This window comes from Neotabrizicola sp. VNH66, from assembly GCF_049445895.1.
Lineage (GTDB): Bacteria > Pseudomonadota > Alphaproteobacteria > Rhodobacterales > Rhodobacteraceae > Pseudogemmobacter.
The window spans coordinates 14,871-40,273 of the sequence record NZ_JBMSDW010000011.1 but is presented as its reverse complement, the minus strand read 5'-3'; the positions used below and the strand labels follow the sequence as shown (position 1 = coordinate 40,273).

The following is a 25,403-nucleotide window of genomic DNA, read 5'->3' as shown; positions in this document are numbered from 1 at the left end:
CCCCCATGCGCGCCCTTTTCCTCTCCCTCGTCCCCGCCCTTGCTGTCGCCTCAACCGCCGTGGCCGTGCCCTGCGGGGGCGATTTCGGCGCTTTTCTGGACGCGATAGCGGCCGAAGCCGCGGCGCAGGGCCTGCCGCCCGAGGCCACCGCCAGCTTTCTGGCGGGCGCTGTGCAGGACCCAAAGGTGCTGAAGGCCGACCGGGCGCAGGGCGTCTTCCGCAAGCCGTTTCTGGAATTCTCGCAATCGCTGATCTCGAAAAACCGGCTGGACAAGGCCCGCGCCAAATCCACCGAACTGGACGCGATCTTTCGCCGGGCCGAGGTGGATTACGGCATTTCCCGTGGCATCCTGCTGGCCTTCTGGGCCTTCGAGACCGACTTCGGCGTGGTGCAGGGCGATTTCAACACCCGCAACGCCCTCTTGACCCTGTCGCACGACTGCCGCCGGCCCGAGCTGTTCCAGCCGCAGGTCTTTGCCGCCATCCGCCTGCATGCGCTGGACGAATTCCCGCTCGACACCACGGGCGCATGGGCCGGCGAAATCGGCATGGTGCAGATGCTGCCCAAGGATATTCTGGAAAAGGGCGTGGATGGCGACGGCGACGGGCTGGTCCTGCTGAAGACCTCGCCCGCCGATGCGCTGCTGTCCGGCGCCAATATGCTGCAGCTTCACGGCTGGCGCGCGGGGGAGCCTTGGTTGGCCGAGATCGCCCTGCCCGACGGGTTCGACTGGTCCCTGACCGGGCTTGGCACCGAACGCCCGGTTGCGGAATGGGAGGCGCTTGGCGTGACCGGGCTGAACGGCGCACTGCCCGCGGGCCTCAGCGCCTCGATCCTGCTGCCGCAGGGGCGCAAGGGCCCGGCCTTTCTGGCATTCCCGAATTACCGCGTGCTGTTCGAATGGAACAAGAGCTTCGTCTATGTGACGACAGCCGCCTATTTCGCCACGCGGATCGAAGGCGCCGCCCCGTATCGCGCGGGGAACCCCGATCCGCAGCTGTCGCTGGACGAGATGAAGACCTTGCAGGAAAAGCTGCGCGCGCGGGGGTATGATGTGGGTCTGACCGACGGCATTCTTGGCGCGGGCACCCGCGATGCCGTGCAGAAGGAACAGATCCGCCTTGGCCTGCCCGCCGATGGCTGGCCCACAGCCGACCTGCTGTATCTGCTCTGATGGACTGGGGCGTCGTCGCCACGGTGAAGGCCCCGGCCGAAAAGGTTCTGGCCTTTGCCGCCCATCATCTGGGGCTGGGCGCGGCACAGGTCTGGCTTTACTTCGATGACCCGCAGGACCCGGCGGCAGAGGTGCTGGCACCCATTCCCGGCGTGACCGTTGCCCGCTGCGATGCGGCCCATTGGGCCAAGATCGGATCACGTCCCGACCGGCACCAGAACCGCCAGTCCCGCAATGCGCAACGCTGCTGGCGCCGCTGTCCCTTGCCGTGGCTGGCACATCTAGATGTGGACGAATTCCTGCTGCCGGATCAGCCCATCGGTGAGATTCTGGCTCCGCTGCACCCCGATCAGGTCATGCTGCGGGCCGAGCCGTTCGAGGCGATGCACGACCCCGCCCTGCCCGATGACATCTACACCGCCCGCCAGTTCCGCGGCCCGCTGAAGCCGCCGCATGCCGCGCTGCGGGCGCCGGTTCTGGGCCGCTTCGCGCCTGTGCTGCCCGAGGCGATGCTGTCCCACACCGCCGGAAAGGCGTTCTTCCGCACCGGTATTCCCGGCCTGTCGGTCCGGCTGCATGGCGCTTTTCTGGATGGCACCCGCCTGCCCGGCCCGGCCTTTGACCCGCGGCTGCGGCTGCTGCATTTCCATGCGCAGGACCGGGCGGCCTGGCTGGCGGCGCTGCCCTTCCGGCTGACCCGCGGCGCCTATCAGTATCACCCCGAGATGGTCGCCTTCATGGAGGGTGCAACGGATGCCGAGATTGCCGAGTTTTACGACACGACCCAAAGGCTGACCGCCGACCAAGCGGCGCTGCTGCGCAAGGCCGGGCGGCTGGCGGAAACCGATCTGGCACTGCGCGCACAGGTTCTTGCCCTGACAGGAGGTTCTGTATGACCGATGCCGAGACGCTGATGGCCGCCCTGCCCCATGTGCTGGCCGCGCCAAAGGACCACAGCACCGTGCGGCAGCTGACCTTTCGGCCGGGCTACAACCAGCGCCAGCATCCCGACCGGCTGACCCTGACCCGGGCCGAAGGTGTGCCGGGCGAACGCTGGCTGACCGCGCCGTGGCTGCGGCGGGCGGACGGAACCCCGGACCCCGACATTCAGGTCTCGATCCTGCCCGCGCGGGTGCATGACCTGATCTGCCTGCCCGGCACGCCGCATCCCGGCGACACGATCATTGCCGATCTGGAGACGTCGGAGGCCAACCTGCCGGCCGGCACGCTGCTGCGCGTGGGAACGGCGGTGCTGCGCGTGTCCGGCGTGTTCAACGACGGCTGCGTGAAATGGAAGGTGCGCTACGGGCAGGCCGCCAAGGACTGGATCACCCGGCCCGGTCACCCCGAACTGCGGCTGCGCGGTATCCTCTGTGCCGTGGAACAGGACGGGGAGGTGGCCATGGGCGACCCGATCACCGTACTGCGCGGCTGATCACATCCCCTCGCCCGGCGCGCGCTGCGCCCGGCGCCAGCGGACCAGCGCGGTCACCGCCACTTCGGCCAGTGCCGCCCAAAGGATCAGGTCCGGCAGGCCGGTCTCGCTGCGCAGGGAAACCCGCGTCTCACCCCGGTGCAGGTCCATCACCGCCGCCGGATGCGCCGCGTTCCAGGCTGCGATCTGCGCCGCACTGGCCCGCATCGGCCAAGTCAGCGACAGGTGCCAGCCCGCGCCGTCCGGCTCGGCCCGGAACTCGGCCCCGCTCGCCGACAGCCGCGCATGGATCGTGTCGCCCTCGGCCTCCACCCCCGGAAAGCCCGCGGCCCGCAGCTCTGCAATCATGCGACCAGCGCCTCGGCCCGTTTCAGATCGACGCTGACCAGCTGGCTGACGCCCTGTTCCTGCATCGTCACGCCGAACAGCCGGTCCATGCGCGCCATGGTCACCGCATGGTGCGTGATCACAAGGAAACGGGTGTCGGTGCGGCGGGTCATCTCATCCATCATGTCGCAGAAGCGGGTGACGTTCGCATCGTCCAAGGGCGCGTCCACCTCGTCCAGAACGCAGATCGGCGCGGGATTGGCAAGGAACACCCCGAAGATCAGCGCCAGCGCCGTCAGCGTCTGTTCGCCCCCGGAGAGCAGCGACAGCGTCGCCAGCCGCTTGCCTGGCGGCTGACACATGATCTCCAGCCCGGCCTCCAGCGGGTCGTCGGATTCGACCAGAACCAGCCGCGCCTCTCCCCCGCCAAACAAATGGGTGAACAGCGCGCCAAAATTGGCATTCACCTGCTCGAACGCGGTCAGCAGGCGTTCGCGGCCTTCCTTGTTCAGCCCGGCGATCCCGGCGCGCAGTTTGCGCACCGCCTCCTCCAGATCGGCCTTTTCCTTGGCAAGCGCCTGATATTCCGCATCCACCGTGCGGGCATCTTCCTCGGCCCGCAGGTTCACCGCGCCAAGCGCCTCGCGCTGGCGGCGCAGGCGGGCCACGTCCTGTTCCAGGGCCTCGGCCGCGGGCATCTGCGCCGGGTCCAACTTCAGCATCGCCAGAAGCTCCTGCGGCGTCTGGCCCTCGCCCTCCTCGGCGATACGGTCGGCGGCAGCGGCCACGCCTTCGCGGGCGGCATCCAGCCGCGCCTCGGCCCGGACCTTGGCCTCTCGCGCTTCACCGGCCAGCCGTTCGGCATCGCGTTCCGCAAGCTGCGCCTCACGCAGGGCGGTTTCCGCCAGAACCAGCGCCTCTGCCGCAGCCGTGCGCCGCGTCTCGGCGGCGGCGATTTCATCCGACAGATCCTCGCGCCGGGCGGCAATCTCCTGCGGCGCCTCGGTCGCCTCGGCCAGTTCCTCCTCGGCCTCGGCCCGGCGTTCCGACAGTTCGGCGCTGCGCTTTTCCGCAGTCTCCAGCCGCAACCGCCAGCCGGACAGTTCCTTCGTGGCCTCCTGACGGCGGCGGACCCGGGCCTCGCCCTCGCGGCGCACCTCGTCATGCGCGGTGCGCCGCGCGATCATCGCCAGACGCGCGCCTTCGACGGTCAGCTTTGCCCGTTCCACCGCGGTGCGCGCGGCGTCCAGATCGGGCAGATCCTCCTGCGCGGCGGCGGCCTCTTCCAGACGGGCGCGCGCCTCGTCCAGATCATCGGCCGCGCGGGCGACCGACAGCCGCGCCGCCTCCAGCCGCCCGGCCGCCAGCGCCTTGTCGCTTTCCGCGCGTGACAGCGCTCGCGCCGCCTCGGCCAGCCGCTGGTCGGCGGCGCGGCGGGCGTCGCGCGCCATCTGATCGGCGCGGCCCAGATCGACCAGCCGCGCCTGCAGCGCCTCATGCGCCTGCCGCGCCCCATCGGCGCGGGCCTCGGCCTCGGACAATTCGCCCTTCAGCCGCGACAGCCGGTTCAGCTGCTGGAGCCGCAGCGCCGCGGCCGAGGGCGCATCCTCCGCCCCGGCGCGAAACCCGTCCCACCGCCACAGATCGCCCTCAAGGCTGACCAGCCGCTGCCCGGGCCGCAGGTCGGGTTGCAGACGGAAGCCCTCATCGCGCGTGACCACGCCGATCTGCGACAGGCGGCGGTCCAGCACGCCCGGCCCCTGCACCCGGTCCGCCAAAGGCTCCGCCCCCGCAGGCAGGGATTGCGGCGTCACATAGGGTTCCAGTGCAGCCCAGCCGGACCGTCCCCCCGCCACCACCTCCGGCGCGCGCAGGTCATCGGCCAAAGCCGCACCAAGCGCCTTTTCATAGCCCGGCTCCACCACCAGCCGGTCCAGGATCTGATGCCCGGCCTGTGCCTCGCGGTCCACCAGCCGGGCCAGAGCCGCCGCCTCGGCCCGAAGCGCGTTCGCCTCCCCTTCAGCCTCGCTGCGGGCGGCGCGGGCAGCGGCCTCGCGCGTCTGCGCCTCGGCCCGGGCCTCCTCGGCGGCTTCCAGCGCAGCCTCGGTCCGCTCGGCCAGTTCGGCGGCGGCCTCCCGGGCATCTTCGGCGGCGTCATGCGCCTCATCCGCCCCGACCAGCATCTCTTCCGCGGCCTGCACCGCGCCACGCGCGCGGCCTGCGGCCTCCTCGGCACGGGTGACCCCGGCCTGCGCCTCTTGTCCCAGCCGTTGCGCCGACTGGTGCCGCGCCGCCAGCCGGGCCGCATCCTCGGTCGCCTGCGACAGGCGCGCCTCTTCGCCCGACAGCGCCAGCCCCGCCTCCTGCGCCAGCGCCGCCGCCTCGGCCAGCCGCGCCTCGTGCCCGTCATGGGCGCGGGCGATCTGGGCAATCTCCCAGTCCAGCCGCCCGATCACCTCGCCCGCGTCGCGGTTCAGCCCGGCCTCCCGCTCCAGATCGGCGCCCAGCTGGGCGATGCGCCCGCGCAGGGTTTCGATCAGCGCCATCGCCCGCTTTTCCTGATCGCCAAGCGCGTCGCGTTGCAGGACCAACCGTTGCAGGATCGCCGCTGCCACCGCCTCGGCCTCGCGCCGCGGGGGCAGCGCCTCTTCCGCCGCCTCGCGCGCGCGCCCCGCCGCCCGGGCCGCCGTCTCGGCCTGCCCCGCCGCAATCAGCCGCTCGCGCAGCGCCCCTTCGGCCTGACCGCGGGCGTCATCCGCCTCACGCCAGCGGCGGAACAGCAGCGCGCCTTCGACCTGCCGCAGCTCGGTGGAAATCTCGCGGTAGCGCGCCGCCTGCCGCGCCTGCCGGGTCAGCACCGAAAGCTGCTGCGCCAGCTGCTCCAGCACGTCATCGACGCGGGTCAGGTTCTGCTCTGTCCCCTGCAGCTTCAGCTCGGCCTCATGCCGGCGGGCATAAAGCCCGCTGATCCCGGCCGCCTCTTCCAGCACGCGGCGCCGCGCCTTGGGTTTGGCATTGATCAGTTCGGAAATCTGCCCCTGCCGCACCAAGGCCGGGCTGTGCGACCCGGTTGAGGCATCGGCGAACAGAAGCTGCACGTCGCGCGCCCGAACATCCTTGCCATTGGCCTTGTAGGCGGACCCGGCATCGCGGGTGATCCGGCGAATGATCTCGATCTGGTCGGCCTCATTGAAGCCCGAAGGTGCCAGCCGTTCGGCATTGTCGATGACCAGCGCCACCTCGGCAAAGTTGCGCGCACCGCGGGTGGCCGCGCCGTTGAAGATCACATCCTCCATGCCCGATCCGCGCATCGCCGTGGGCCGGTTTTCCCCCATGACCCAACGCAAAGCCTCCAGCAGATTGGATTTGCCGCAGCCATTCGGGCCGACCACGCCGGTCAGCCCCTCATGGATCACCAGATCCGTAGGGTCCACAAAGCTTTTGAAACCGTTCAGACGCAGCCGGGAAAACCGCACATATCCCTCGCAGATTGCAGGGGCCTATGGTCTGGCCTGATGCGGGCAGAGTCAACCGGCCCTCCCCCGATGTGGCGGGCCGGGCTGCCGTTATCCCCAACATCTTGACCCTTGCCCGCAATGCTGCGCAGCATCAGCCAGCCCCTTGCTGGTGACTTCCCCATGACCCTGCCCGCACCCCGCCGCCTGACGCCCGAAGATGCCCCCGCCACGCTTGCGCTGATCCGCGCCGAATTCGCCTTCATGGACGGGCGGATCGACCCGCCCTCCTCCATGCACCGGCTGAGCGGGGCGACTATCCTCGACCAGAACGAGGCGGGTGAGGTCTGGGTCATCGGCAACCCGCCATGCGCCTGCATTTTCCTGACCCCGCAGGCGGACAGCCTTTATCTGGGCAAGCTGGCCGTGGCCGCATCGGCCCGTGGCACCGGCCTTGCCCGCCGCCTGATCGCCTTGGCGGAAACCCGGGCGCAGAGCCTTGGCCTGCCCGCGCTGGAACTGTCCGTGCGGGTGGAACTGACCGAGAACCACGCGGCGTTCCGCGCGCTCGGCTTTGTGGAAACCGCCCGCACAGCGCATAAGGGCTATGCGCGACCCACCTCGGTCACCTTCCGCAGGCCGGTCTGACGAAACACCTCTTTCCCCCGCCGCGCCGCTGCCGCAGCCTGACGCCAGTCCCAGCCCGAGGCCCCGATGATTCCCGCCCTTCTTGCCATCCTTCTCTGTCAGCTGGCCGGAGAGACCACCACCCGTGCGCTTGGCCTGCCGGTGCCCGGGCCGGTTCTGGGCATGGCGCTGATGCTGGCGGGGTTGCGCTGGTCGCCGCGCCTGCGCGATCTGGTCCGCCCGGTCGGCGAGGGGATCCTGCGCAACCTGCTTCTCCTCTTCGTGCCTGCGGGCGTGGGCGCGGCCGGTCACCTGACCACGATGGGGGCGAACACCCTGCCGATCCTGACCGCCGTCTTCGTCTCGACCGTCCTTGCCATCTCTGCAGGCGCCCTGACCTTCGTCGCCGTCGCCCGGCTGACCGGCAACCGGGACGAGGACCCGGCATGACCGACATCTGGTCCTATCTCTCGCGTGAGCCGCTTCTGTGGCTGACCGCCACGCTGGCGGCCTATCTGATCGGGCTGGCGCTTTTCCGCGCCGCCGGTCAGAAGCCCCTCGCCAACCCCTCGCTTCTGGCCATGCTGATGCTGGCCCTGCTGCTGCATCTGACCGGCACCCCCTTCGCCACCTATTTCGAGGGCGCGCAATTCGTGCATTTCCTTCTCGGCCCGGCCACGGTCTGCCTTGCGCTGCCGCTTTATGACAATCTGCCGCGGGTCCGGCGCGCGGCTTTGCCCATTGTGGCGGCACTGGTCGTGGGGTCGGTGACCGGCATCGTCACCGTGCTGGCCATCGGCTGGGCCTTCGGCCTGCCCGCGCAGATCCTTGCCTCGATGGCCCCGAAATCCGCCACCGCCGCCGTGGCCATCGGCGTCTCCGAACAGCTGGGCGGATCACCCACGCTGACCGCGATGATGGTCATGCTGACAGGCCTTGGCGGCGCCGTGGTGGTGACGCCGCTGCTGAACGCCTTCGGCCTGCGGGACTGGCGCGCGCGGGGTTTTGCCGTGGGCGTCGCGGCCCATGGCTTCGGCACGGCGCGGGCGTTTCAGGTCAACCCGACCGCGGGGGCCTTTGCGGGGCTTGGCATGGGCTTGAATGCCATGCTGACCGCGATCCTCGCCCCTCTCATCCTGCATTGGTTTCTGTGAAAGGCTGCCATGTCTGATCTTACCCTTCTGGGCATTCCGGGGGCCCTGCGCTCCGGCTCTACCAACCGGCTTCTGCTGGCGCAGGCGCGGCTGGCCTTTGGCCCCGCCACCCAGACCGAGGCCGATCTGCGGATGCCGCTTTACGACGGCGATCTGGAAGAGGACGAGGGCGTACCGGCAGAGGCGCGCGCGCTTTATGACCAGATCGCCGCAGCCGATGCCGTGGTCATCGCCTGCCCCGAATACAACAAGGCACCGCCCGGCGTGGTCAAGAATGCGCTCGACTGGGTCAGCCGCCTGAAAGGCAATCCCTGGAAAGACAAGCCCGTGGCCATCCTCTCCGCCGCGGGCGGGCGCGGCGGCGGCGACCGGTCGCAATTCGCACTGCGGCTGATGCTGACGCCGTTCCAGCCGCGCCTGCTGACCGGACCCGAGGTGATGGTGGCCGACAGCGGCGCTGCCTTTGACGAAGCGGGTCACCTGAAGGACGCCCGCTACCAGAAGGTGCTGGATGAGCTGATGCAGAAGCTGCGGGCCGAAGTCAGCCGCGGCTGACTTCATCTGTTCATAAATATCCCACGGGGTGTCCATCGGGTCCGCCATCGGTTCAAGGATCCGATGGACGGGGTGTGTGAAACCCCCAGCCCCTACGCCTTCACCCGCGCCGCCGCCGGATCATAAAGCGGGGCCAGCGTGACCTCGGCCGGGACGCGCTCGCTCGCCACCTCCAGCTCATAGCGGCCGGACAGGACGAATTCCTCGGTCACGCCCGCGGGATGGCGGACATAGCCCATGCCGATGGCGCGTCCGATCGTATGGCCATAGCCGCCCGAAGACAGCCAGCCCACCCTTTCGCCATCGCGGTAGATCGTCTCGCGCCCCAGAAGCACCACTTCGGGTGCGGCGGTGAAGGTGGCCAGCCGCTTCTTCACCCCGCCGGACAGCTGCGCCTCCACCGCCTCGCGCCCGAGGAACGGGCGGTTCGATTTCATCTTCACCGCCCAGGCCAGGCCCGCCTCCACCGGGCTGTGATCCGGGCCGATGTCGCTGCCCCAGGCCCGATAGCCCTTTTCCAGCCGCAGCGTCTCGATCGCGCGGTAACCCGCATTGGTCAGCCCGTCCTCGGCCCCTGCTTCCGTCAGCGCCTCGTAGACGGTCACCGCCACCTCGACCGGCATGTGCAGCTCCCAGCCGAGTTCGCCCACATAGGTGACGCGCAGCGCCAGCACCGGGCAGCGCGCAATAGAAATCCGCCGGGCGGTGCCGAAGGGGAACCCCGCATTCGTCAGGTCATCCGGGCAGACCCGGGCCAGAATATCCCGCGCCTTCGGCCCCATCAGCGACAGCACCGCATGGCCCGAGGTCACGTCGGACAGCGTGCAATCGCCACGCAGGTTGCGGCTGATCCAGTCGAAGTCATGGGTGGCAAAGCCGGTGCCGGTGACGATGTAGAATTCATCCGTGGCCAGCCGGGCCACCGTCACGTCGCATTCGATCCCGCCCTTGCGGTTCAGCATCTGGGTATAGGTCAGGTTGCCCGGCTTCCGGTCCACATTGCCGGCGCAGATCCAGTCCAGCGCCGCAGCGGCATCCGGTCCTTTCAGGCGGAACTTGGCGAAAGAGGTCTGGTCGATCAGCACCGCCGCCTCGCGCGCGGCACGGTGCTCGCGTCCCACGGCGTCAAACCAGCCGGGCCGGCCATAGGAATAGCGGTCTGCGGGCGTTTCCCCGGCCGCCAGATCGGCGAACCAGTTCGGCCGTTCCCAGCCCAGCTTTTCGCCGAAGCTGGCCCCCGCGGTCTTCAGATGGGCATAAAGCGGGCTGCGCCGGGTGGGGCGGCAGGACCGCATCTCTTCGGACGGCCAGGCGATGGTATAGTGCTTGCCATAGGCCTCCAACGTGCGGGCGCGGACCCAGTCGGTGTCGCGGTGCGGGTTGCCGAAACGGCGGATGTCCACCGGCCAAAGGTCGAAGGGCGGCTCTCCCTTCGCCACCCATTCCGCCAGCGCCATGCCCGCCCCGCCGCCCGAAGCGATGCCAAAGGCATTGAACCCCGCGCCCACGAAGAAATTCCGCAGCTCCGGCGCCTCGCCCAGAATGAAGTTGCCGTCGGGCGTAAAGCTCTCCGGCCCGTTCAGAAGCTGCTTGACCCCCGCCGTGGCCAGCGCGGGCACGCGGGCAATGGCGTTTTCCATGAACTGTTCGTAATGCTCCCAGTCCGGGGTCAGCGTCTCGAAATGAAAGCCTTCGGGGATGCCCGCCGTGGCCCAGGGCTTCGGGTTCGGCTCATACCCACCCCAGACCAGCCCGCCGACCTCTTCCTTCCAATAGGTCAGCCGGTCCGGGTCGCGCAACGTGGGCAGCGTGGTCGTCACGCCCTCGATCCGCTCGGTGATCATGTATTGGTGTTCCACGCTGACCAGCGGCACGTTCACGCCCACGGTTGCCGCCAGCGTGCGGGTCCATTGCCCGGCACAGCAGACCACCTTCTCGCATTCGATGGTGCCGAAGGGTGTCTCCACCCCGCGGATGCGTCCGTCTTCCACGATCACCCTTGTGACGGGCGTATCCTCGAAGATCTTCACCCCGGCCATCCGCGCGCCCTTGGCAAGGCTTTGGGTGATGTCCGAGGGGTTCGCCTGTCCGTCGGTCGGCAGATAGGCCGCGCCGACCAGATCGTCGATGGTCATCAGCGGCCACAGCTCCTGCGCTTCCTTGGGGGTCAGAAGGTGCATCTCCAGCCCGAAGCTGTGCGCCGTGGTCGCCTGCCGCTTCACCTCGGTCCAGCGTTCGGCATTGCAGGCCAGCCGCAGCCCGCCGTTCATCTTCCAGCCGGTTTCCAGCCCGGTTTCGTCCTGCAAACTGCGGTACAGCGCGACGGAATGGCCCAGAAGCTGCGTGATATTGGCACTGGTGCGCAATTGCCCCACCAGTCCGGCGGCGTGGAATGTCGTGCCCGAGGTCAGCTTCTTCCGCTCCAGAAGGACCGTATCGATCCAGCCGAGCTTCCCCAGATGGTAGGCGACCGAACAGCCGACGATCCCGCCGCCGATGATCACCGCCTTGGCGGTTGTGGGAAGCTGGTGCATCAAAGGCACTCCTCAAAAGCGGCAAAGGCCGCGCGGTAGGTCTGCAGGTTGGTCCGCGTATAGGCGGCAAAATCGAAGTCCAGTTCCGAATGAATCTCGGAAACCATGCTCCACATCGCCTCGCGCAGGGCGGCGGCGGCCTTCATCGCACGGTAGCGGCGCCAGAGCGCGGCGTCCGGGGCGGTGCCGAAATAGGTCTCCAGCACCCATGCCTCATCCGCCGGGGACAGGCCGTTGTTCGCGGCAAGCCCACCCAGATCGAAGAGTGGCGTGTTGAACCCGGCATAATCCCAGTCGATCAGCCAGAGACGGGTGCCATCGTCGATGAAATTCGCGGGCAACAGGTCGTTGTGCCCGAAGATCAGGTCAATGGCGCCAACTGCCTGTTCCAGCCGGGCCGCCTCCTCCAGCAGCGCCGGGATCAGCGGCAGATGCGGGCTGCCGCCTTGGGCCAGCGTGGCGGCATAGTCGCGGCAGACATGGAACACCCAGAACACCAGCACCGGGCCGCGCAAATGGCGCGGCATGTCCCGGTGTGCCCGGCTGACCAGCGCCAGCGCCTGTTCCAGCACCGGACGGCGCTGCAGATCCCCGGCCGCCAGTGTCCGCCCTTCGATGAAGTCGATCACCAGCGCACCGGGTTCATGGTGCAGCACCGCCGGAGAGACGCCCGCGGCATGGGCGGCGCGGCTGGCCGACAATTCGTTGAACCGCAGAATCTGATGCACCGGAATATCGTCGCCGATCCGTACCACAGCGCGGCGGGCACCGTCCGTCACCACGAAATTGCGGTTGGTGATGCCGCCGCCCAGAGGGTCGATGCCGATGGGGCCGGTCCAGCAGGACAGCGCCCGCACGCGGTCTTCGGGGGTCATGGGCGGCCCTCCTCGTGCATTCCATGCCGCATCGGGGCGCCGCTCATCCCGTGCCCTCCAGCCGGTCCTTCATCCCCTTGGCCGCAGCGCCGATCAGCCGGTCTGCCAGAATGGCAATGGCCGCCACCGCAAGGCCCGCCACGATCCCGTGCCCCACATCCGCGCGGGACAGCGCGATATAGACCTCCTGTCCCAGGTCACGGGTGCCGACCAGCGCGGTGATGACCAGCATCGACAGCGCCAGCAGCACGGTCTGGTTCAGCCCCAGAAGGATCATCGGCGCCGCCAGCGGCAGGCGGATGCGGCGCAGGATCTGGCCGCGGGTGCAGCCGCAGGCCACCCCCGCCTCCACCAGCCCGGCCGGCACCGACCGCAGCCCATGGGCGGTATAACGCACCGCGGGCGCCAGCGCATACAGCACCACCGCGATCATGGCCGAGAAATCGCCCACCCGGAACAGCATGACCACCGGGATCAGATAAACAAAGCTGGGCAGGGTCTGCAGCGTGTCCATCACCGCGCCGATGACGCGGCCCGCCGTCTCCTGCGTGGCCGCCCAGAGGCCCAGCGGCAGACCGATCGCCATGGCGATCAGCACCGACAGGCCGCAGAGATAGACCGTGGTCATCGCCTGCTCCCACAGGCCCGTGGCAGCGATATAGCCCCCGGCAAGTGCGGCCGTCAGCGCCAGCCGCCAGCCCCCCAGACGCGCCCCCGCCAACACCAGAACCCCCATCACAAAGGGCCATGGCAGCGCCAGCAGGAAGCGTTTCACCGGGATCAGCACATATTCCAGCGCCATGGTCCGGGCCGCCTCCAGCTGGTCGAAATAGGTGACGTTGATCCATTTCACCAGATCGCCCCAGAAACCTTTGGTCGTCAGCGTCCAGTCCTTGGGCCAGCTTTGCAGCGCCGGAACCAGATAGCCCAAAGCGCCGGTCACAAGGATCGCCACCAAGACCAGCAGCGTGCGCGGATGGCGCCGCCACCATGGTCCCTGCGGCGCCGCGGGCGGGCCTGACCTAGCGGCCAGCGCCTGACCCAGCCGGTCCATCACCACGGCCAGCGCGGTGATGGCGATCCCCGCCTCGACCCCGCCGCCGATGTCCAGCCGGCGCAGCGCGTTCAGCACGTCGAACCCCAGCCCCCCGGCCCCGATGATCGAGGCGATGATCACCATGTTCAGGCTCAGCATGATGACCTGATTGACCCCCACCATCAGATCGGGCAGCGCGACGGGCAGCATCACCCGCCGCAGCCTTTGCCCCGGCGTGCAGCCCGCCATGGCGGCGAAATCCATGATTTCGGAGGGGATGGCCCGCAGTGCCAGCAGCGTCACCCGCACCATCGGCGGCATGGCATAGATCACCGTCGCCAGCAGCGCCGCCACCGGACCGAAACCGAACAGAACCAGCACCGGCACCAGATAGGCAAAGGTCGGCACCGTCTGCATCAGGTCAAGGACCGGCTGCAAAATCCGCTCCATCCAGCGCCAGCGCCATGCCCCGATCCCAAGGGCCAGCCCACCCGCCACGCCGATGGGCACCGCAATGGCGATGGAGGCCAGCGTGACCATCGCGCTTTCCCACTGGCCGAAAACCGCCAGATAGAGCATCAGCGCCCCGGCGATCAGCCCCAGCTTCAGGTCGCGCGCATAATGCCCAAGCGCCGCCGCCGCCACAGTGACGGCAAGCCATGACAGGGGCGGCACCAGCGTGACCGCGCGCCGCCCGCGGCCTTGGGTGATCCCTTCGACCAGCAGGACGCGGACGGCATTGTAAGGCGCCTCGACCATGGCCGCAAAGCCCCGGGTCAGATCGCGGAAGCTGACCGGGCCAAGCGCCGCGCTGTCGGTCAGCCATTTCATCGCTGCGCTGATCCGGTCGGCCATCGGCAGGACCATGGCCTGCGGCGGCCAGTGCCAGCCGGCCGGCAGCCGCGACGACAGCCACGCCAGCACCGTCGCCGCCAGCACCACGGCCAGAGGCAACAGAAGACGTAGCCGCACCGTCATCCCGCGCCCTTTCCGATCAGCACGCCGATCACCGCCTGCGGCGTGACATGGCCGATGATCTGCCCGTCACGCTCCACCGCAAAGGGGCGGTTGGCGGTGACGATCTCGGCCGCGACCGCCTCGATCCGCAGGGCGGCGGGCAGCGGTCCGGCGGCACCTTCGGGCTGTCCGGGCACGGCGATCCGGCCCAGGGTCACAACCTTGGCGCGCGCCACATGGGCGGTGAAGGCGGCCACATAGTCATCGGCCGGGGCCAGCACCAGATCCTCGGGCGTGGCCACCTGCACCACGGCACCATCCTTCATGATGGCGATGCGGTCGGCCAGCCGGATCGCCTCGTCAAAGTCATGGGTGATGAAAACGATGGTCTTTTTCAGCTGGCGCTGGATGCGCAGGAATTCCTCCTGCATCTCGCGCCGGATCAGCGGGTCCAGCGCCGAGAACGGCTCGTCCAGAAACCACAGGTCTGGCTCCACCGCCAGGGACCGGGCGATGCCCACCCGCTGCTGCTGCCCGCCCGACAGCTGGCGGGGATAATGCCCCTCGCGTCCGGCAAGGCCGACGAGCTGGATCACCTCCCGCGCGCGGGCCTCGCGCAGCGCCCGCGGCTGACCCTGCACATCCAGCGGAAAGGCCACATTCTCCAGCACGGTCAGATGCGGCAACAGGGCGAAGTTCTGGAACACCATGCCCATGCGGTGGCGGCGGATTTCGATCATCCGCGCCGGGCTGGCCTTCAGCAGATCCTCGCCATCATAAAGGATTTCTCCTGCCGTCGGCTCCACCAGCCGCGACAGGCAGCGCACCAACGTGGACTTGCCCGAGCCGCTGAGGCCCATGATTACGAAGATCTCGCCCTCGCCCACCTCAAGGCTGACATCGCAGACCGCGCCCACATGGCCTGTGGCCCGCAGGGCGGTGGCCGTCAGAGGCGCGCCGGACAGCATCCGTTCAGGATGCGGGCCATAGACCTTCCAGACATTGCGGCAGGCCAGTTTGACGGGAGGCGTCATCTTGATCGGGTCTTCAGTCATCCGCGGCATTCAGACGGCGCGGCCGGTTCGAGGGGATCGCCCGGCCGCGCCCACGGGCTATTGTCCGATCCACGCGGACCAGACCGCCTCGTTCGCATCCATCCATTCGTTGACGACATCCTCGATGGGCTGGCCCTCCAGATCGACCTTGGCGATCATGCCGCCCATCGTGTCATTGTCGATGGTGAAGGCCTCGACCGCCTTGGCGGCGCCCGGCCATTTCTCGGCCAGCCCCTTGTAGGCGACTTTCCAGATCGGGCCGAAGGGCTTGCCACAGTCATGGGTGGCATTGGGGTTCGGCCCCCAGGCCGGATCGGTGTAGCAGGCCGGTTCATAGGGCGGGAATTCCACCCATTCGCCCTTGAATTTCTGCGGTGCCCAATGAGGCGCATAGACCCAGAGCAGGATCGGGTCCTGCCGCTGATAGGCCGCTTCCAGCTCGGCGAACATCGCGGCATCGGTGCCGGCGTGGATCACCTCGTAATTCAGGCCAAGCGCGGCCACCCGCTCTTCATCAAAGCCACCCCAGGTCACCGGCCCGCCCAGATAACGGCCCTTGGGCGCCGTGTCGGGCGTGGCAAACAACGCGGCACAATCGTTCAGCGCCTTCCAGTCCGGCAGGCCCGGGCACTTTTCCTTTACATATTCGGGATACCACCATTCCTCTTTCGCCTGCATCCCGGTTTCGCCCAGCACCACGACATTGCCGGTGGCCGTGGCGGCATCCATCGCCTCGCGCCCGGTGGTTTCCCAGATTTCCATGGCGACATGCAGGTCGCCCGTTTCCAGCCCGGCAAACTGGGCCAGATAATCAGCCTGCACCAGTTCGACGTTATAGCCCGCCTCTTCCAGAACGGCAGCCATCAGGTTGGTGGTGATCAGCTGCCCGGTCCAGTCATGCAGCGTCAGCTTGATCGGGTCTTCGCTTTCCACCTGCGCCAGCGCCGCCCCGCCAAGGGTGACAAGCGCGGCCGCCATCAGCGACACGTTTCTCATCGTCTTCCTCTCCTGTTGGTCGGTTCTGGCGCCCGGTTGGTCCGAACTGCACAAGCATGGCCAAAGCTGCGGCCGAATCCGCCAGCCTGTCAAAAGAATTTGTGGGAATTTGTGGAAAGGCGTTTGAATTATGTTGATTTCAACGCAGAATAGGGCCTGATCCCAATAAAACTCCCAAGGCACCATGCTCTCCAGCGAACGTGAACGCGCAATTCTTCAGCTTCTGGAAGAAGAAGGCTCTGCCCGGATCGAGCGGCTGGCCGAACGGCTGCGCGTGACCGGCGAGACGGTGCGGCGCAATGTCAAACGGCTGGAGGCGCAGGGGCTGGTCGCGCGGGTGCATGGCGGCGTGCACCTTAAGGACTGGGGGCCGGAAACCAGTTTCGCGCAGCGCATGCTGGTGGGTCCGGGCGCCAAACGTCGCGTGGCCGAGGCGGTGGCCCGGATGCTGCCGGACGGGGTGTCACTGTTTCTGGATGTGGGATCGACCACCGCCTATGTGGCGCAGGCCCTGCGCGCCCGGCGCGAGCTGTTCGTGGTGACGAACTCCCTGCCCGTTGCGCAAGCTTTGGCCGGGGTGAACGGAAACCGTGTGTTCATGGCGGGCGGAGAGCTGCGCGCCCATGACGGCGGCGCCTTCGGGGCCGAAGCGCTGGAGTTCATCCGGCAGTTCCGGCTGAGCCATGTGGTCCTGTCCGCCACCGCCATCAGCGCCGAGGGCGGGTTCCTGCTGCAGGACCTGCGCGAGGCGGAATTCAGCCGCGCCATGATCGAGCGGGCCGAGACGGTGATTGTGGCCGCCGATTCCGCCAAATTCGGCCGCAGCGCGCCCATCACCATCGCGCCGGACCGGGCGTTCCACCACCTTGTCACCGATGCCGCCCCCGATGCGGCTCTGGCGGCGCGGCTGGCGCAGGCGGGGGTGCAGGTGACGCTGGCTTAGGCCACCCGGGCAAAGCTGTCGGCGCGCGACTGCGTCCACGCCTCGGCAAAGATCGGGAAAGCCGCGGCCTCGGTCAGAAGCTGGCCGGGCGACAGGTGTTCATAGAGCTGCGCAAAGGACCGGACCTTGTCGGAATCGGTGCGGCGCAGGAAGTGATGCGGCCGCAGGTCCGCCGGATGGGCCAGACCCGCTGCCGCCACCAGTTCGGCCAGCGCATGCAGCGTGCCGCGGTGGAAATTCTCCACCCGTTTGGCCTTGTCCGGCACCACCAGCGCGCGGGCGCGGGCCGGGTCCTGCGTGGCGACGCCGGTGGGGCAGGCGCCGGTGTGGCAGCTTTGGGCCTGAATGCAGCCGACCGCGAACATGAAACCGCGCGCGGCGTTGCACCAGTCCGCCCCCAGGGCCAGCACCCGCGCCATGTCGAAGGCCGAAACGATCTTGCCCGAGGCCCCCAGCCGGATGCGGTCCCGCAGGCCGACTCCCACCAGCGCGTTATGCGCAAAGGACAGACCATCGCGCAAAGGCATGCCGACGTGATCCATGAATTCCATGGGCGCGGCGCCGGTCCCGCCCTCTTTCCCGTCGATCACGATGAAATCGGGGGTGATGCCGGTGGCCAGCATGGCCTTGCAGATCGCCATGAATTCCCACGGATGGCCGATGCACAACTTGAATCCGGCGGGTTTGCCACCCGAAAGCTCGCGCATGCGGGCGACCATTTCCAGCAACCCCGTAGGGGTGGAGAAACAGGAATGATAGGCGGGCGAGACGCAGTCCTGCCCCATCGGAATCCCGCGGATCGCCGCGATTTCGGGCGTGATCTTCGCCGCGGGCAGCACGCCGCCATGGCCGGGCTTGGCGCCTTGGCTCAGCTTCAGCTCCACCATGCGGATCTGCGGATCGGCCGCAACCGCCGCGAACCGGCCCGGATCAAAACTGCCGTCATCGGCCCGCGCGCCGAAATAGCCCGAGCCCAGCTCCCAGACCAGATCGCCGCCGAATTCCCGATGATAGGGCGAGACGGACCCTTCGCCGGTGTCGTGGAAGAACCCGCCCGCCTTAGCCCCCTTGTTCAGGGCGCGGATCGCATTCCCCGAAAGCGACCCATAGCTCATGGCAGAAATGTTCAGCAGGCTGGCCGAATAGGGCTGTTTCGTGCCCGGCCCGATCAGCACCCGCATCCCTTCATGCGTGACGGCGGGCTGCGGGGCGATGGAATGGTGAAGCCATTCATATTGTTCACGATAGACATCGTATTGCGTGCCGAAGGGCCGGGTCTCCAGCTCGCGCTTGGCGCGCTGGTAGACGATCGCCCTTTTGTCGCGCGGAAAGGGGGTACCGTCCTTGTCATCCTCAAAGAAATACTGCCGCATCTCAGGCCGGATGCCCTCCAGCAGAAAGCGCAGCTGCGCGGCGACCGGATAATTGCGCAGGACGGCGTGGCGGTCCTGCGTCAGGTCGCGCAGGCCGAAACCCACGATCACCACCATCGCCGCGGTCAGCAGACCCAAAGGCCAGCGCCAGCCCGGCAGCAGGACCCACAGGACCAGCCCGAGGACGGCCAGGATCGCGGGCCATGTGACCAGCGCATAGCGCAGCTGAAAGGCGGTGCGGATGGCGGACATGGCTCTCCCCTTCTGTCGGGAGACAGTTATGCAGGAAGTTTGTCAGATGGTTAACAAGCTTCGTGTCAGAACGGGACAGGCGCCGAGAATTCCACCCATTCCCCGCCTGAAGGGTGATGCAGCGCCAGCGTATGGGCATGCAGCATCAGCCGGGCATGATCACGCGCGGCCCCGTTGGCATAGATCGGATCGCCCAGAATGGGGTGACCAAGCTCCAGCATATGCACCCGCAGCTGATGGCTGCGCCCGGTATGCGGCGTCAGCCGGACCCGGGTTTCCCCCGGCGTGCGGCCGATCACCTGCCAGTCGGTCTGGGCGGGGCGGCCATGCTCATGGCTGACCATCTGCCGCGGCCGGTTGGGCCAGTCGGTGCCAAGCGGCAGGTCGATATGGCCACTGTCGCCCGCAATCTCTCCGGCCACGCGGGCGATGTAGGTCTTCTGCGCGCGGCGCTGCTCGAACTCCTGCCCGAGAAAGCCCTGCGCAGCCTTGGTCCGCGCGAAGATCATCACGCCGGAGGTGTCACAATCCAGCCGGTGCACCAAGAGCGCATCCCACCGTTCGGCCTGCAGACGGGTGATCAGGCAATCCTGCCGCCCCTCCAGCTTGCCCGGCACGGACAACAGGCCCGACGGCTTGTCCAGCACCAGCACGTGCCGGTCCTCATGCAGGATGGCCAAGGGCACATCCGGCGGGTCATAGACGAAATCCGGGATCATCGGATCGTGTGGCCCGCCGCCAGCAGCGCATCGTGCAGATGGCGGATATGGGCCGGCCCCACCTCGCAGCAGCCGCCGACGATGGTGGCGCCCGCCGCCACCCATTGCAGGGCAAAGGCGGTGTAACGCTCGGGGCTCAGATCATGTCGAGCGCAATAGGCCGGGGCCTTCTGCTCCTCCGGCAGGGGCAGGCCGGAAATCTCTGAAAATCCATTGGCATAGGCGCCGAAGGGCAGGCCAAAGACGCGCAGCGCCGCCATGGCATCGCCCATCGCCTCGGGCATGGAGCAATTGGCAAGGACCGCGGCCACCGCGCCTTCGGCCAGCACCTCGCCCAGTTCATGCAGCGGCTCGCCCGAACGCAGGCGGCTGCCGTCCCGGTCATCGACCGACACCGACAGCCAGACCGGGCGCCCCGCCACCTGTGCCCCGCGCACCGCCCCCCGGCACAGATCCAGCGAGGACAGGGTTTCCAGCAGGATCACATCCACATGCGCCGACAGGAGCCGCGCCTTTTCGGCATAAAGCGCGGCAGAGACCTCTACCGGCGGGGTCAGGTCCGGGCGGTAGCTTTCGCCCAACGGCCCCATGGACCCGGCGATCAGCCCGCGCCCGGCCTCGGCCTTCGCCTCATGCGCCTCAGCCAATGCGCGCAGATGCAGGGCATGGAACATGTGGTCCATGCCGTCGCGCACCAGCCGGTCGTGCAGGATATTATAGGTGTTCGTCGTGGCGACCGAGGCGCCCGCGGCGAAGTAATCGGCGTGAATGGCCTTCACCATGCCCGGATGGTCGATCATCACCCGCGTGGCCCAAAGCGCACCGGGGTCGCGGCCTGCGCGGGCGACCAGTTCCTGCCCCATGCCGCCGTCCAGAAGGGTGATCTCTGCCATGTCGCTCTCCTTTTGGCGGTCAGCTATGCGCGGTCGGCGCCCGGGTCAACCGCGGCGGTCAACCGCGCGGATCAATCGGCGTTGCGGAACACCTGCGCCAGCAGGGCCACCAGCCAGTCCTCATCCGCGCGGGTAAAGGCGGCGGGCGTGTCGCTGTCCAGATCAAGGACACCCAGAAGCCGCCCCGCGCCGTTCCAGACCGGCAGCACCAGTTCCGACCGGGTGGAGGAGGAACAGGCGATATGGCCGGGAAACGCCTCCACATCCGGGACATTCTGGATTTCACCCGTCCGCGCACAGGCGCCGCAGACACCACGGGAAAACGGGATGACCAGACAGCCGTGCCCGCCCTGATACGGCCCGATCTTCAGCAATTCCGGCCCGACCACCCGGTAAAACCCGGTCCAGTCCGACAGGGGATGGCTGCGGTGAATCTCGCAGGCCAGGGTCGCCATCAGCGCGACCGTATCCGTCTCGCCATGGGTCAGGGCGAGAATCTCTTTCGTGGCGGTCTCGTAATCCATTCAATACCCCAAAGCGCAGCCGTCCTTGCGCGGGTCCGATCCTCCGGTCAGAAGGCCGTCCGCCCCGATGAGAATGGCCTGCGCACCGCCCAAGGGCGTGTCCGGCACCGTCACGCTGTGGCCCATCTCCGCCAGCGCGGCACGGATGGCGGGGTCATAGCCGCGCTCCACCTCAAACCCCTCCGGCCCGGCAAAGCAGCGGGGCGCGTCGATCGCCTGCTGCAGCTCCATCCCGTAATCCGCCAGATTGGACACCAGCCGGGCATGGCCGGTGGGTTGATAGGCGCCGCCCATCACGCCGAAGGGCAGGAGCACCCGCCCCTCGCGCCGCAGCATGGCCGGGATAATCGTATGCATCGGCCGCTTGCCGCCTGCCGCCTCGTTCGGGTGGCCGGGGGTCAGGCTGAACCCCGCGCCGCGGTTCTGGAAATTGATCCCGAACCGCGACGAAGCAAGGCCCGAGCCGAAGCCCCAGAAGATGGAATAGATCAGCGACACGGCCATCCGGTCGCGGTCCACCACGGTCAGATAGACCGTGTCACGGTGCACCGCTTCGGTCAGGGGGGCGGGGTCCGGCATGGCGCGGGCGGGGTCAATCAGCGCAGCCAGCCGCCCGGCGGTGTCCGACGACAGGAAGGTGTGCAGCCGCGCGGGGTTCATCGCCTCGGGATCGGCGATAAAGCGGTTGCGGGCGTCATAGGCCAGCTTCGCCGCCTCTGCCTCCAGATGGGCGCGGGCGGCCCCGAAGGGCGGCAGCGATTTCAGATCGAAGTGCTTGAGGATATTCAGCAAAAGGATCGCCGTCGCGCCCTGACCGTTCGGCGGATGCTCCAGCAGTTCATAGCCGCCATAGGTGCCCGCAACCGGATCGGCCCAAGTGGCGGCCGTGGCCGCCAGTTCATCCGCCGTATGCGACCCGTTCAGCGCGCGAAGCGAGGCGATCATGTCCTCGGCCACTTCGCCTTCGTAGAACCCCGCCCGGCCGCGGTCGGCGATCCGCCGCATCACCTCTGCCTGACCGGGGGCGCGATAGATCTGCCCCGCGCGCGGCGCCTGCCCGTCCAGCGTCAGGAACCGCCGCGCATCACCTTGCAGCACCCCGATATCGTCAGCCCAGTCGAAGGCCACCCGCGGGGCCACCGGAATCCCCTCCTCGGCATAGCGGATGCCCGGCGCCATCAGCCGGTCCAGCCCCAGCCGCCCGTGTTCCGCATGCAGGCGGCACAAGGCATCGACCGCGCCGGGATGGGTGACGCTGTGGATGCCATGGATCGGCATCTTGCGGTGCCCTGCCGCGCGCAACCGTTCGGCCGACAGGCCCGCCGGTGCCCGGCCCGAGCCGTTCAGCGCCCGCACCTGTTCCGTACCCGCCGGTTTGACCAGAACGAAACAATCGCCGCCCAGACCGCACATCTGCGGCTCCGCCACATTCAGCACCATGGCGGCGGCAATCGCGGCATCGGCGGCATTGCCGCCCGCCTTCAGCACCTCGACCGCAGTCAGGCCGGCCAACGGGTGCGACGTGGCGGCCATGCCGTTTTCCGCCATCACAGCGGAGCGGCCGGGAAAGTGGAAATCGCGCATGGAGGGCCCCTTTCGGCGAAAGCCTAGGGCGAAGGCTTCTCCCTGCCAAGAGAGGGAGGAGAACCTCGGCGCCGGAACTGGGTGGGGGCTGTTGATCCCGGCGCCGAGGTGAAGCCATATGCAGCTACAGGAGAAGGTATGACGGAACGGCGGGGCGCTTTTGCGGGGAAATTTGGGCAGACTCGCGTCAATTTCCCTCAACCGGAAACGATGCCCGCCGCAATCGCATCATTGTTCCAGCTCCATCACAAGGGACAGCCGGTTTGTGCTGCCCTGCCGCTCATACCGCAGATGGGACGACAGGCTGCGAATCAGGTGCCAGCCGAATCCCCCCTCGGCCAGATCTTCCGGCGCGGGAAGCTGGCCTTCGGGCGGGGCACCGCCCGGCATCGGGCAGCCTTCATCCTCGATCCGGATCAGAACCTCACGATCCGACCGACCGATCCACAGCCGGATGTCCCCGGCCCGGCCTGCATAGGCGTGTTCCACGATGTTGTTCAGCACTTCGGCCAGAAGCAGCTGGGCCGTATCGCGCTGCTCCGCTGTCAGGGCGCGGCAGGGCGGAGAGGACAGGACCTGCAGCAGCCCCCGCCGCACACCTTCGGGCGTGCCGGTGACATCGACCGCGAAGAAAACGGCGGGGATGGATGTTTCACCCGACATCCCTGAGGCCCTGCTCCAGCGCCGGATGAATCGTGAAGACCGTGTCCATACGGGTCAGACGCATCACCTTTTCGACCGTGGGCGTCAGACCGGCCAGTTCCAGCCTACGGCCGGGGATCAGCATCTTCATCGCGGCAACCAGCGCGCCCAGTCCGGAGGAATCAAGGAACTGGACGCTGGACAGGTCCAGAATAACCCGCTCCGACGGGGTGGCGATCAGGTCGCGCATGTTTTCCTTGAACCGGATGGCCCCGGCGGCGTCTATCCTGTCTTCCGTCGGCCGGATGACAAGGACATTGCCCTGAAGGGTAGAGGCAAGTGACATGATCCGCTTTCCCTGCTGATATCGCCGCAGCATGGCGCATCAGAGGTTAGCAAGCGGTTAGCGGGCCTCAGTTCAGCTGGAACTGCAGCGGATAGCGCCCGTCCTCGAAATCGCCGAAGAGGTCACAGAGATCGGGGTGATCCACCGGCTCTCCGGTGTCGTCGGGAACCAGATTCTGCTCAGAGACATAGGCGACGTAATAGCTCTGATCATTCTCGGCCAGCAGATGATAGAACGGCTGGTCCTTCGAGGGGCGGCTCTCCTCGGGGATGTTCTGATACCATTCCTCGGTGTTCGAGAACATGGCATCCACATCAAAGACAACGCCCCTGAACGGGTGCTTGCGGTGCCGCAGCACCTGTCCGATGTGATATTTGGCCTGGGCCTTCAGCATGACGGCGTCCCTTGGCCTTTCATTAATCCCCGGCTTCTTTACTATGCCCGGATGGGCGCAGTGTCCATTGCCGCAGGGGCGAGTCGCGGGAAACAATCCGTCGCTGTGTGGCCCACAGTCCGGCTGTCAAGGGCCGCTCTCCGATGGATGCCGGAAAACATCACCCCTCGCGCAGAACTGATCGTGAGGCTGTTTTCCCCGGAAGAAACTTGCGTTAGACTTCCTCAAAACAAGAAGACGCACGAGGGGCAAATGAGCAGGTTTCTCCGTGCGGCGCTGCTGCTGTTGATGCTGGCTTCCTGCGGGGGTGGCGGAAAATATGCAGCGCCCCGCCAGCTGGACGACGCATGTGCGATCGTCCGTGAACGACCGCATTACCTGCGGGCGATGAAGACGACCGAACGCAAATGGGGCGTGCCGATCTGGGTGCAGATGGCCGTGATCCATCAGGAATCGAAATTCATCGGCAATGCCCAGACCCCGCACCGTTTCGCCCTTGGGGTGATCCCGATGGGGCGGCAGAGCACCGCATATGGCTACAGCCAGGCGCTGAACGGCACCTGGGAAGAATATCAGGACGCGCAGGGCCGCCGCAGCGCCCGCCGCGACCGGATCGAGGATGCCACCGATTTCATGGGCTGGTATTTCGAAGAAACGCAGAAACGGCTGGGTATTCCGAAGACGGATGCCGAGAACCAGTATCTGGCCTATCACGAAGGCCGCAGCGGCTTTGCCAACAAAAGCTATCTGGGCAAGCCGTGGCTGGTCGAGGTGGCGGCCAAGGTCGGCCGCCGGGCCGAAATGTACCGCACACAGCTGGCGGGCTGCGGACGGTACTGAGCCGCCCTGCCCGTCAGTTTCCCGCTGTGACCAAATGCAAAAGGCCGCCCCCCGGCGGCCTTTCTGACATCTGGCCGAGACTGTCAGCCGCGGCGGCCTTTCTCGAATTCGATGGAGAACAGGCTGGGCTTGTAGGTCTGGCCCTTCTTCATCTCGCCGAGAATCACTGTGGTCTGCTGGCCCAGATCGTCGGTGATGATCCATTGCCGCAATTCGACCGGGGCATCGGTGAAGACCAGTTCGATCGTGCCATATTCCGGATGTGCCGGATCCTGTGCCGTCACCCGGGTCGAGGTGCCGTCGGCCTTGTGCGCCACCACCATGCGCGCGCGGGCAAGGTCGATCTTCGAAGCGAGGATCAGGCTCAGCGGCGTTTTCGACAGCGGATATTGCTCGGGCGGCTGGTTCGACTTGCCGTCGAAGATCGCCACCTGCCCGCCCGAAGCCAGCACCAGCGACTTGTCCGGAGGGGCATATTCGAACCGCACCCGGCCCGGGCGGCTGATGTAGATCTTCCCGGTGGAGACGGAGCCGTCACTGTTCACCTGGGTGAAGTCTGATTCCACCGTGGTCAGCCCGTTCAGATAGCCGGACAGCGTGTTCAGCGACAGCTTGTCGGCAAAGGCGGGCAGGCCGAAAGCGGCCAGAAAAAGCGGGGCGAGGATCGCGGAGCGGCGGTTCATGATCATGGAACGCAGTATAGGCGGCGGCG

Annotated in this window: 25 protein-coding genes; 9 read left to right on the top strand and 16 right to left on the bottom strand. The window is 67.5% G+C overall.

Going from position 1 to position 25,403, the window contains the following annotated elements:
- Positions 1-5: 5 nt before the first annotated feature.
- The 3 genes from ACO2Q5_RS15555 to ACO2Q5_RS15545 are packed head-to-tail and all read left to right on the top strand — an operon-like array spanning position 6 to position 2,610.
- Positions 6-1,175, top strand: coding sequence for a lytic murein transglycosylase (locus ACO2Q5_RS15555; RefSeq protein WP_423292668.1), 1,170 nt, complete (start codon positions 6-8; stop codon positions 1,173-1,175).
- Positions 1,175-2,071, top strand: a complete 897-nt coding sequence (locus tag ACO2Q5_RS15550) for a glycosyltransferase family 2 protein (protein ID WP_423292666.1) — start codon at positions 1,175-1,177, stop codon at positions 2,069-2,071. The genes ACO2Q5_RS15555 and ACO2Q5_RS15550 overlap by 1 nt, the downstream gene beginning before the upstream one ends.
- Positions 2,068-2,610: an MOSC domain-containing protein gene (locus ACO2Q5_RS15545; RefSeq protein WP_423292664.1), complete on the top strand. Its 543-nt coding sequence runs from the start codon at positions 2,068-2,070 to the stop codon at positions 2,608-2,610. The genes ACO2Q5_RS15550 and ACO2Q5_RS15545 overlap by 4 nt, the downstream gene beginning before the upstream one ends.
- Here ACO2Q5_RS15545 and ACO2Q5_RS15540 read toward each other — a convergent pair whose 3' ends face one another.
- Together ACO2Q5_RS15540 and smc are read right to left on the bottom strand one after the other, a co-directional pair.
- Positions 2,611-2,958 (bottom strand): hypothetical protein, encoded by a 348-nt coding sequence (locus ACO2Q5_RS15540; RefSeq protein WP_423292662.1) that lies wholly within the window; start codon positions 2,956-2,958, stop codon positions 2,611-2,613.
- Positions 2,955-6,413: a chromosome segregation protein SMC gene (gene smc, locus ACO2Q5_RS15535; RefSeq protein WP_423292660.1), complete on the bottom strand. Its 3,459-nt coding sequence runs from the start codon at positions 6,411-6,413 to the stop codon at positions 2,955-2,957. The genes ACO2Q5_RS15540 and smc overlap by 4 nt, the downstream gene beginning before the upstream one ends.
- Before the next feature lie 162 nt (positions 6,414-6,575).
- On the opposite strand from smc, the gene ACO2Q5_RS15530 reads away from it, so the two are divergent.
- From ACO2Q5_RS15530 to ACO2Q5_RS15515, 4 genes are all read left to right on the top strand, one after another.
- On the top strand, positions 6,576-7,040 hold the full coding sequence (locus tag ACO2Q5_RS15530; protein ID WP_423292658.1) for a GNAT family N-acetyltransferase: 465 nt from the start codon (positions 6,576-6,578) through the stop codon (positions 7,038-7,040).
- Positions 7,041-7,106: 66 nt separating this feature from the next.
- Positions 7,107-7,469 carry a CidA/LrgA family protein gene (locus tag ACO2Q5_RS15525; protein ID WP_423292656.1) on the top strand — a complete coding sequence of 121 codons (363 nt, stop codon included), beginning with the start codon at positions 7,107-7,109 and terminating at the stop codon, positions 7,467-7,469.
- Positions 7,466-8,173 (top strand): LrgB family protein, encoded by a 708-nt coding sequence (locus ACO2Q5_RS15520; RefSeq protein WP_423292654.1) that lies wholly within the window; start codon positions 7,466-7,468, stop codon positions 8,171-8,173. The genes ACO2Q5_RS15525 and ACO2Q5_RS15520 overlap by 4 nt, the downstream gene beginning before the upstream one ends.
- 9 nt (positions 8,174-8,182) lie before the next feature.
- Positions 8,183-8,728 carry an NADPH-dependent FMN reductase gene (locus ACO2Q5_RS15515; protein WP_423292652.1) on the top strand — a complete coding sequence of 182 codons (546 nt, stop codon included), beginning with the start codon at positions 8,183-8,185 and terminating at the stop codon, positions 8,726-8,728.
- A gap of 92 nt (positions 8,729-8,820) precedes the next feature.
- On the opposite strand, the gene ACO2Q5_RS15510 is transcribed toward ACO2Q5_RS15515, so the two are convergent.
- The 5 genes from ACO2Q5_RS15510 to ACO2Q5_RS15490 are packed head-to-tail and all read right to left on the bottom strand — an operon-like array spanning position 8,821 to position 16,181.
- Positions 8,821-11,262 carry a GcvT family protein gene (locus ACO2Q5_RS15510; protein ID WP_423292650.1) on the bottom strand — a complete coding sequence of 814 codons (2,442 nt, stop codon included), beginning with the start codon at positions 11,260-11,262 and terminating at the stop codon, positions 8,821-8,823.
- The gene (locus ACO2Q5_RS15505) at positions 11,262-12,137 is read right to left on the bottom strand and encodes a phosphotransferase (RefSeq protein ID WP_423292648.1); all 876 of its coding nucleotides are present in this window, start codon (positions 12,135-12,137) and stop codon (positions 11,262-11,264) included. Before ACO2Q5_RS15505 ends, ACO2Q5_RS15510 begins: the two co-directional genes overlap by 1 nt.
- Positions 12,138-12,180: 43 nt before the next feature.
- Positions 12,181-14,151: an ABC transporter permease gene (locus ACO2Q5_RS15500; protein ID WP_423292646.1), complete on the bottom strand. Its 1,971-nt coding sequence runs from the start codon at positions 14,149-14,151 to the stop codon at positions 12,181-12,183.
- Entirely contained in the window at positions 14,148-15,194 is a 1,047-nt protein-coding gene (locus ACO2Q5_RS15495; RefSeq protein WP_423292644.1) for a quaternary amine ABC transporter ATP-binding protein, read from the bottom strand. The genes ACO2Q5_RS15500 and ACO2Q5_RS15495 overlap by 4 nt, the downstream gene beginning before the upstream one ends.
- A gap of 48 nt (positions 15,195-15,242) precedes the next feature.
- Positions 15,243-16,181: an ABC transporter substrate-binding protein gene (locus tag ACO2Q5_RS15490; protein ID WP_423292642.1), complete on the bottom strand. Its 939-nt coding sequence runs from the start codon at positions 16,179-16,181 to the stop codon at positions 15,243-15,245.
- Between the two features lie 184 nt (positions 16,182-16,365).
- On the opposite strand from ACO2Q5_RS15490, the gene ACO2Q5_RS15485 reads away from it, so the two are divergent.
- Positions 16,366-17,124, top strand: a complete 759-nt coding sequence (locus ACO2Q5_RS15485) for a DeoR/GlpR family DNA-binding transcription regulator (protein ID WP_423292640.1) — start codon at positions 16,366-16,368, stop codon at positions 17,122-17,124.
- Here ACO2Q5_RS15485 and ACO2Q5_RS15480 read toward each other — a convergent pair.
- From ACO2Q5_RS15480 to hspQ, 8 genes are all read right to left on the bottom strand, one after another.
- A complete protein-coding gene (locus ACO2Q5_RS15480) occupies positions 17,121-18,749 on the bottom strand; it encodes an FMN-binding glutamate synthase family protein (RefSeq protein WP_423292638.1) in 1,629 nt (542 codons plus the stop codon). The genes ACO2Q5_RS15485 and ACO2Q5_RS15480 overlap by 4 nt on opposite strands.
- A 65-nt stretch (positions 18,750-18,814) precedes the next feature.
- Positions 18,815-19,468, bottom strand: coding sequence for an RluA family pseudouridine synthase (locus ACO2Q5_RS15475; protein WP_423292636.1), 654 nt, complete (start codon positions 19,466-19,468; stop codon positions 18,815-18,817).
- On the bottom strand, positions 19,465-20,361 hold the full coding sequence (locus ACO2Q5_RS15470; RefSeq protein WP_423292634.1) for a homocysteine S-methyltransferase family protein: 897 nt from the start codon (positions 20,359-20,361) through the stop codon (positions 19,465-19,467). Before ACO2Q5_RS15470 ends, ACO2Q5_RS15475 begins: the two co-directional genes overlap by 4 nt.
- A gap of 71 nt (positions 20,362-20,432) precedes the next feature.
- Entirely contained in the window at positions 20,433-20,885 is a 453-nt protein-coding gene (locus ACO2Q5_RS15465; RefSeq protein WP_423292632.1) for a GAF domain-containing protein, read from the bottom strand.
- Positions 20,886-22,469, bottom strand: a complete 1,584-nt coding sequence (locus ACO2Q5_RS15460; RefSeq protein WP_423292630.1) for a gamma-glutamyltransferase family protein — start codon at positions 22,467-22,469, stop codon at positions 20,886-20,888. It lies immediately after the preceding gene.
- A 228-nt stretch (positions 22,470-22,697) separates the two neighbouring features.
- Positions 22,698-23,132, bottom strand: coding sequence for an ATP-binding protein (locus ACO2Q5_RS15455; RefSeq protein WP_423292628.1), 435 nt, complete (start codon positions 23,130-23,132; stop codon positions 22,698-22,700).
- Complete coding sequence (locus ACO2Q5_RS15450; RefSeq protein WP_423292626.1) at positions 23,122-23,457, bottom strand: STAS domain-containing protein; 336 nt, start codon at positions 23,455-23,457, stop codon at positions 23,122-23,124. The genes ACO2Q5_RS15455 and ACO2Q5_RS15450 overlap by 11 nt, the downstream gene beginning before the upstream one ends.
- Positions 23,458-23,524: 67 nt before the next feature.
- A complete protein-coding gene (gene hspQ, locus ACO2Q5_RS15445; protein ID WP_423292624.1) occupies positions 23,525-23,851 on the bottom strand; it encodes a heat shock protein HspQ in 327 nt (108 codons plus the stop codon).
- 252 nt (positions 23,852-24,103) lie between these two features.
- Here hspQ and ACO2Q5_RS15440 point away from each other — a divergent pair, with 252 nt between their 5' ends.
- A complete protein-coding gene (locus ACO2Q5_RS15440) occupies positions 24,104-24,691 on the top strand; it encodes a lytic transglycosylase (RefSeq protein ID WP_423292622.1) in 588 nt (195 codons plus the stop codon).
- An 83-nt stretch (positions 24,692-24,774) separates the two neighbouring features.
- On the opposite strand, the gene ACO2Q5_RS15435 is transcribed toward ACO2Q5_RS15440, so the two are convergent.
- The gene (locus tag ACO2Q5_RS15435; protein WP_423292620.1) at positions 24,775-25,374 is read right to left on the bottom strand and encodes a LolA family protein; all 600 of its coding nucleotides are present in this window, start codon (positions 25,372-25,374) and stop codon (positions 24,775-24,777) included.
- Positions 25,375-25,403: the final 29 nt, after the last annotated feature.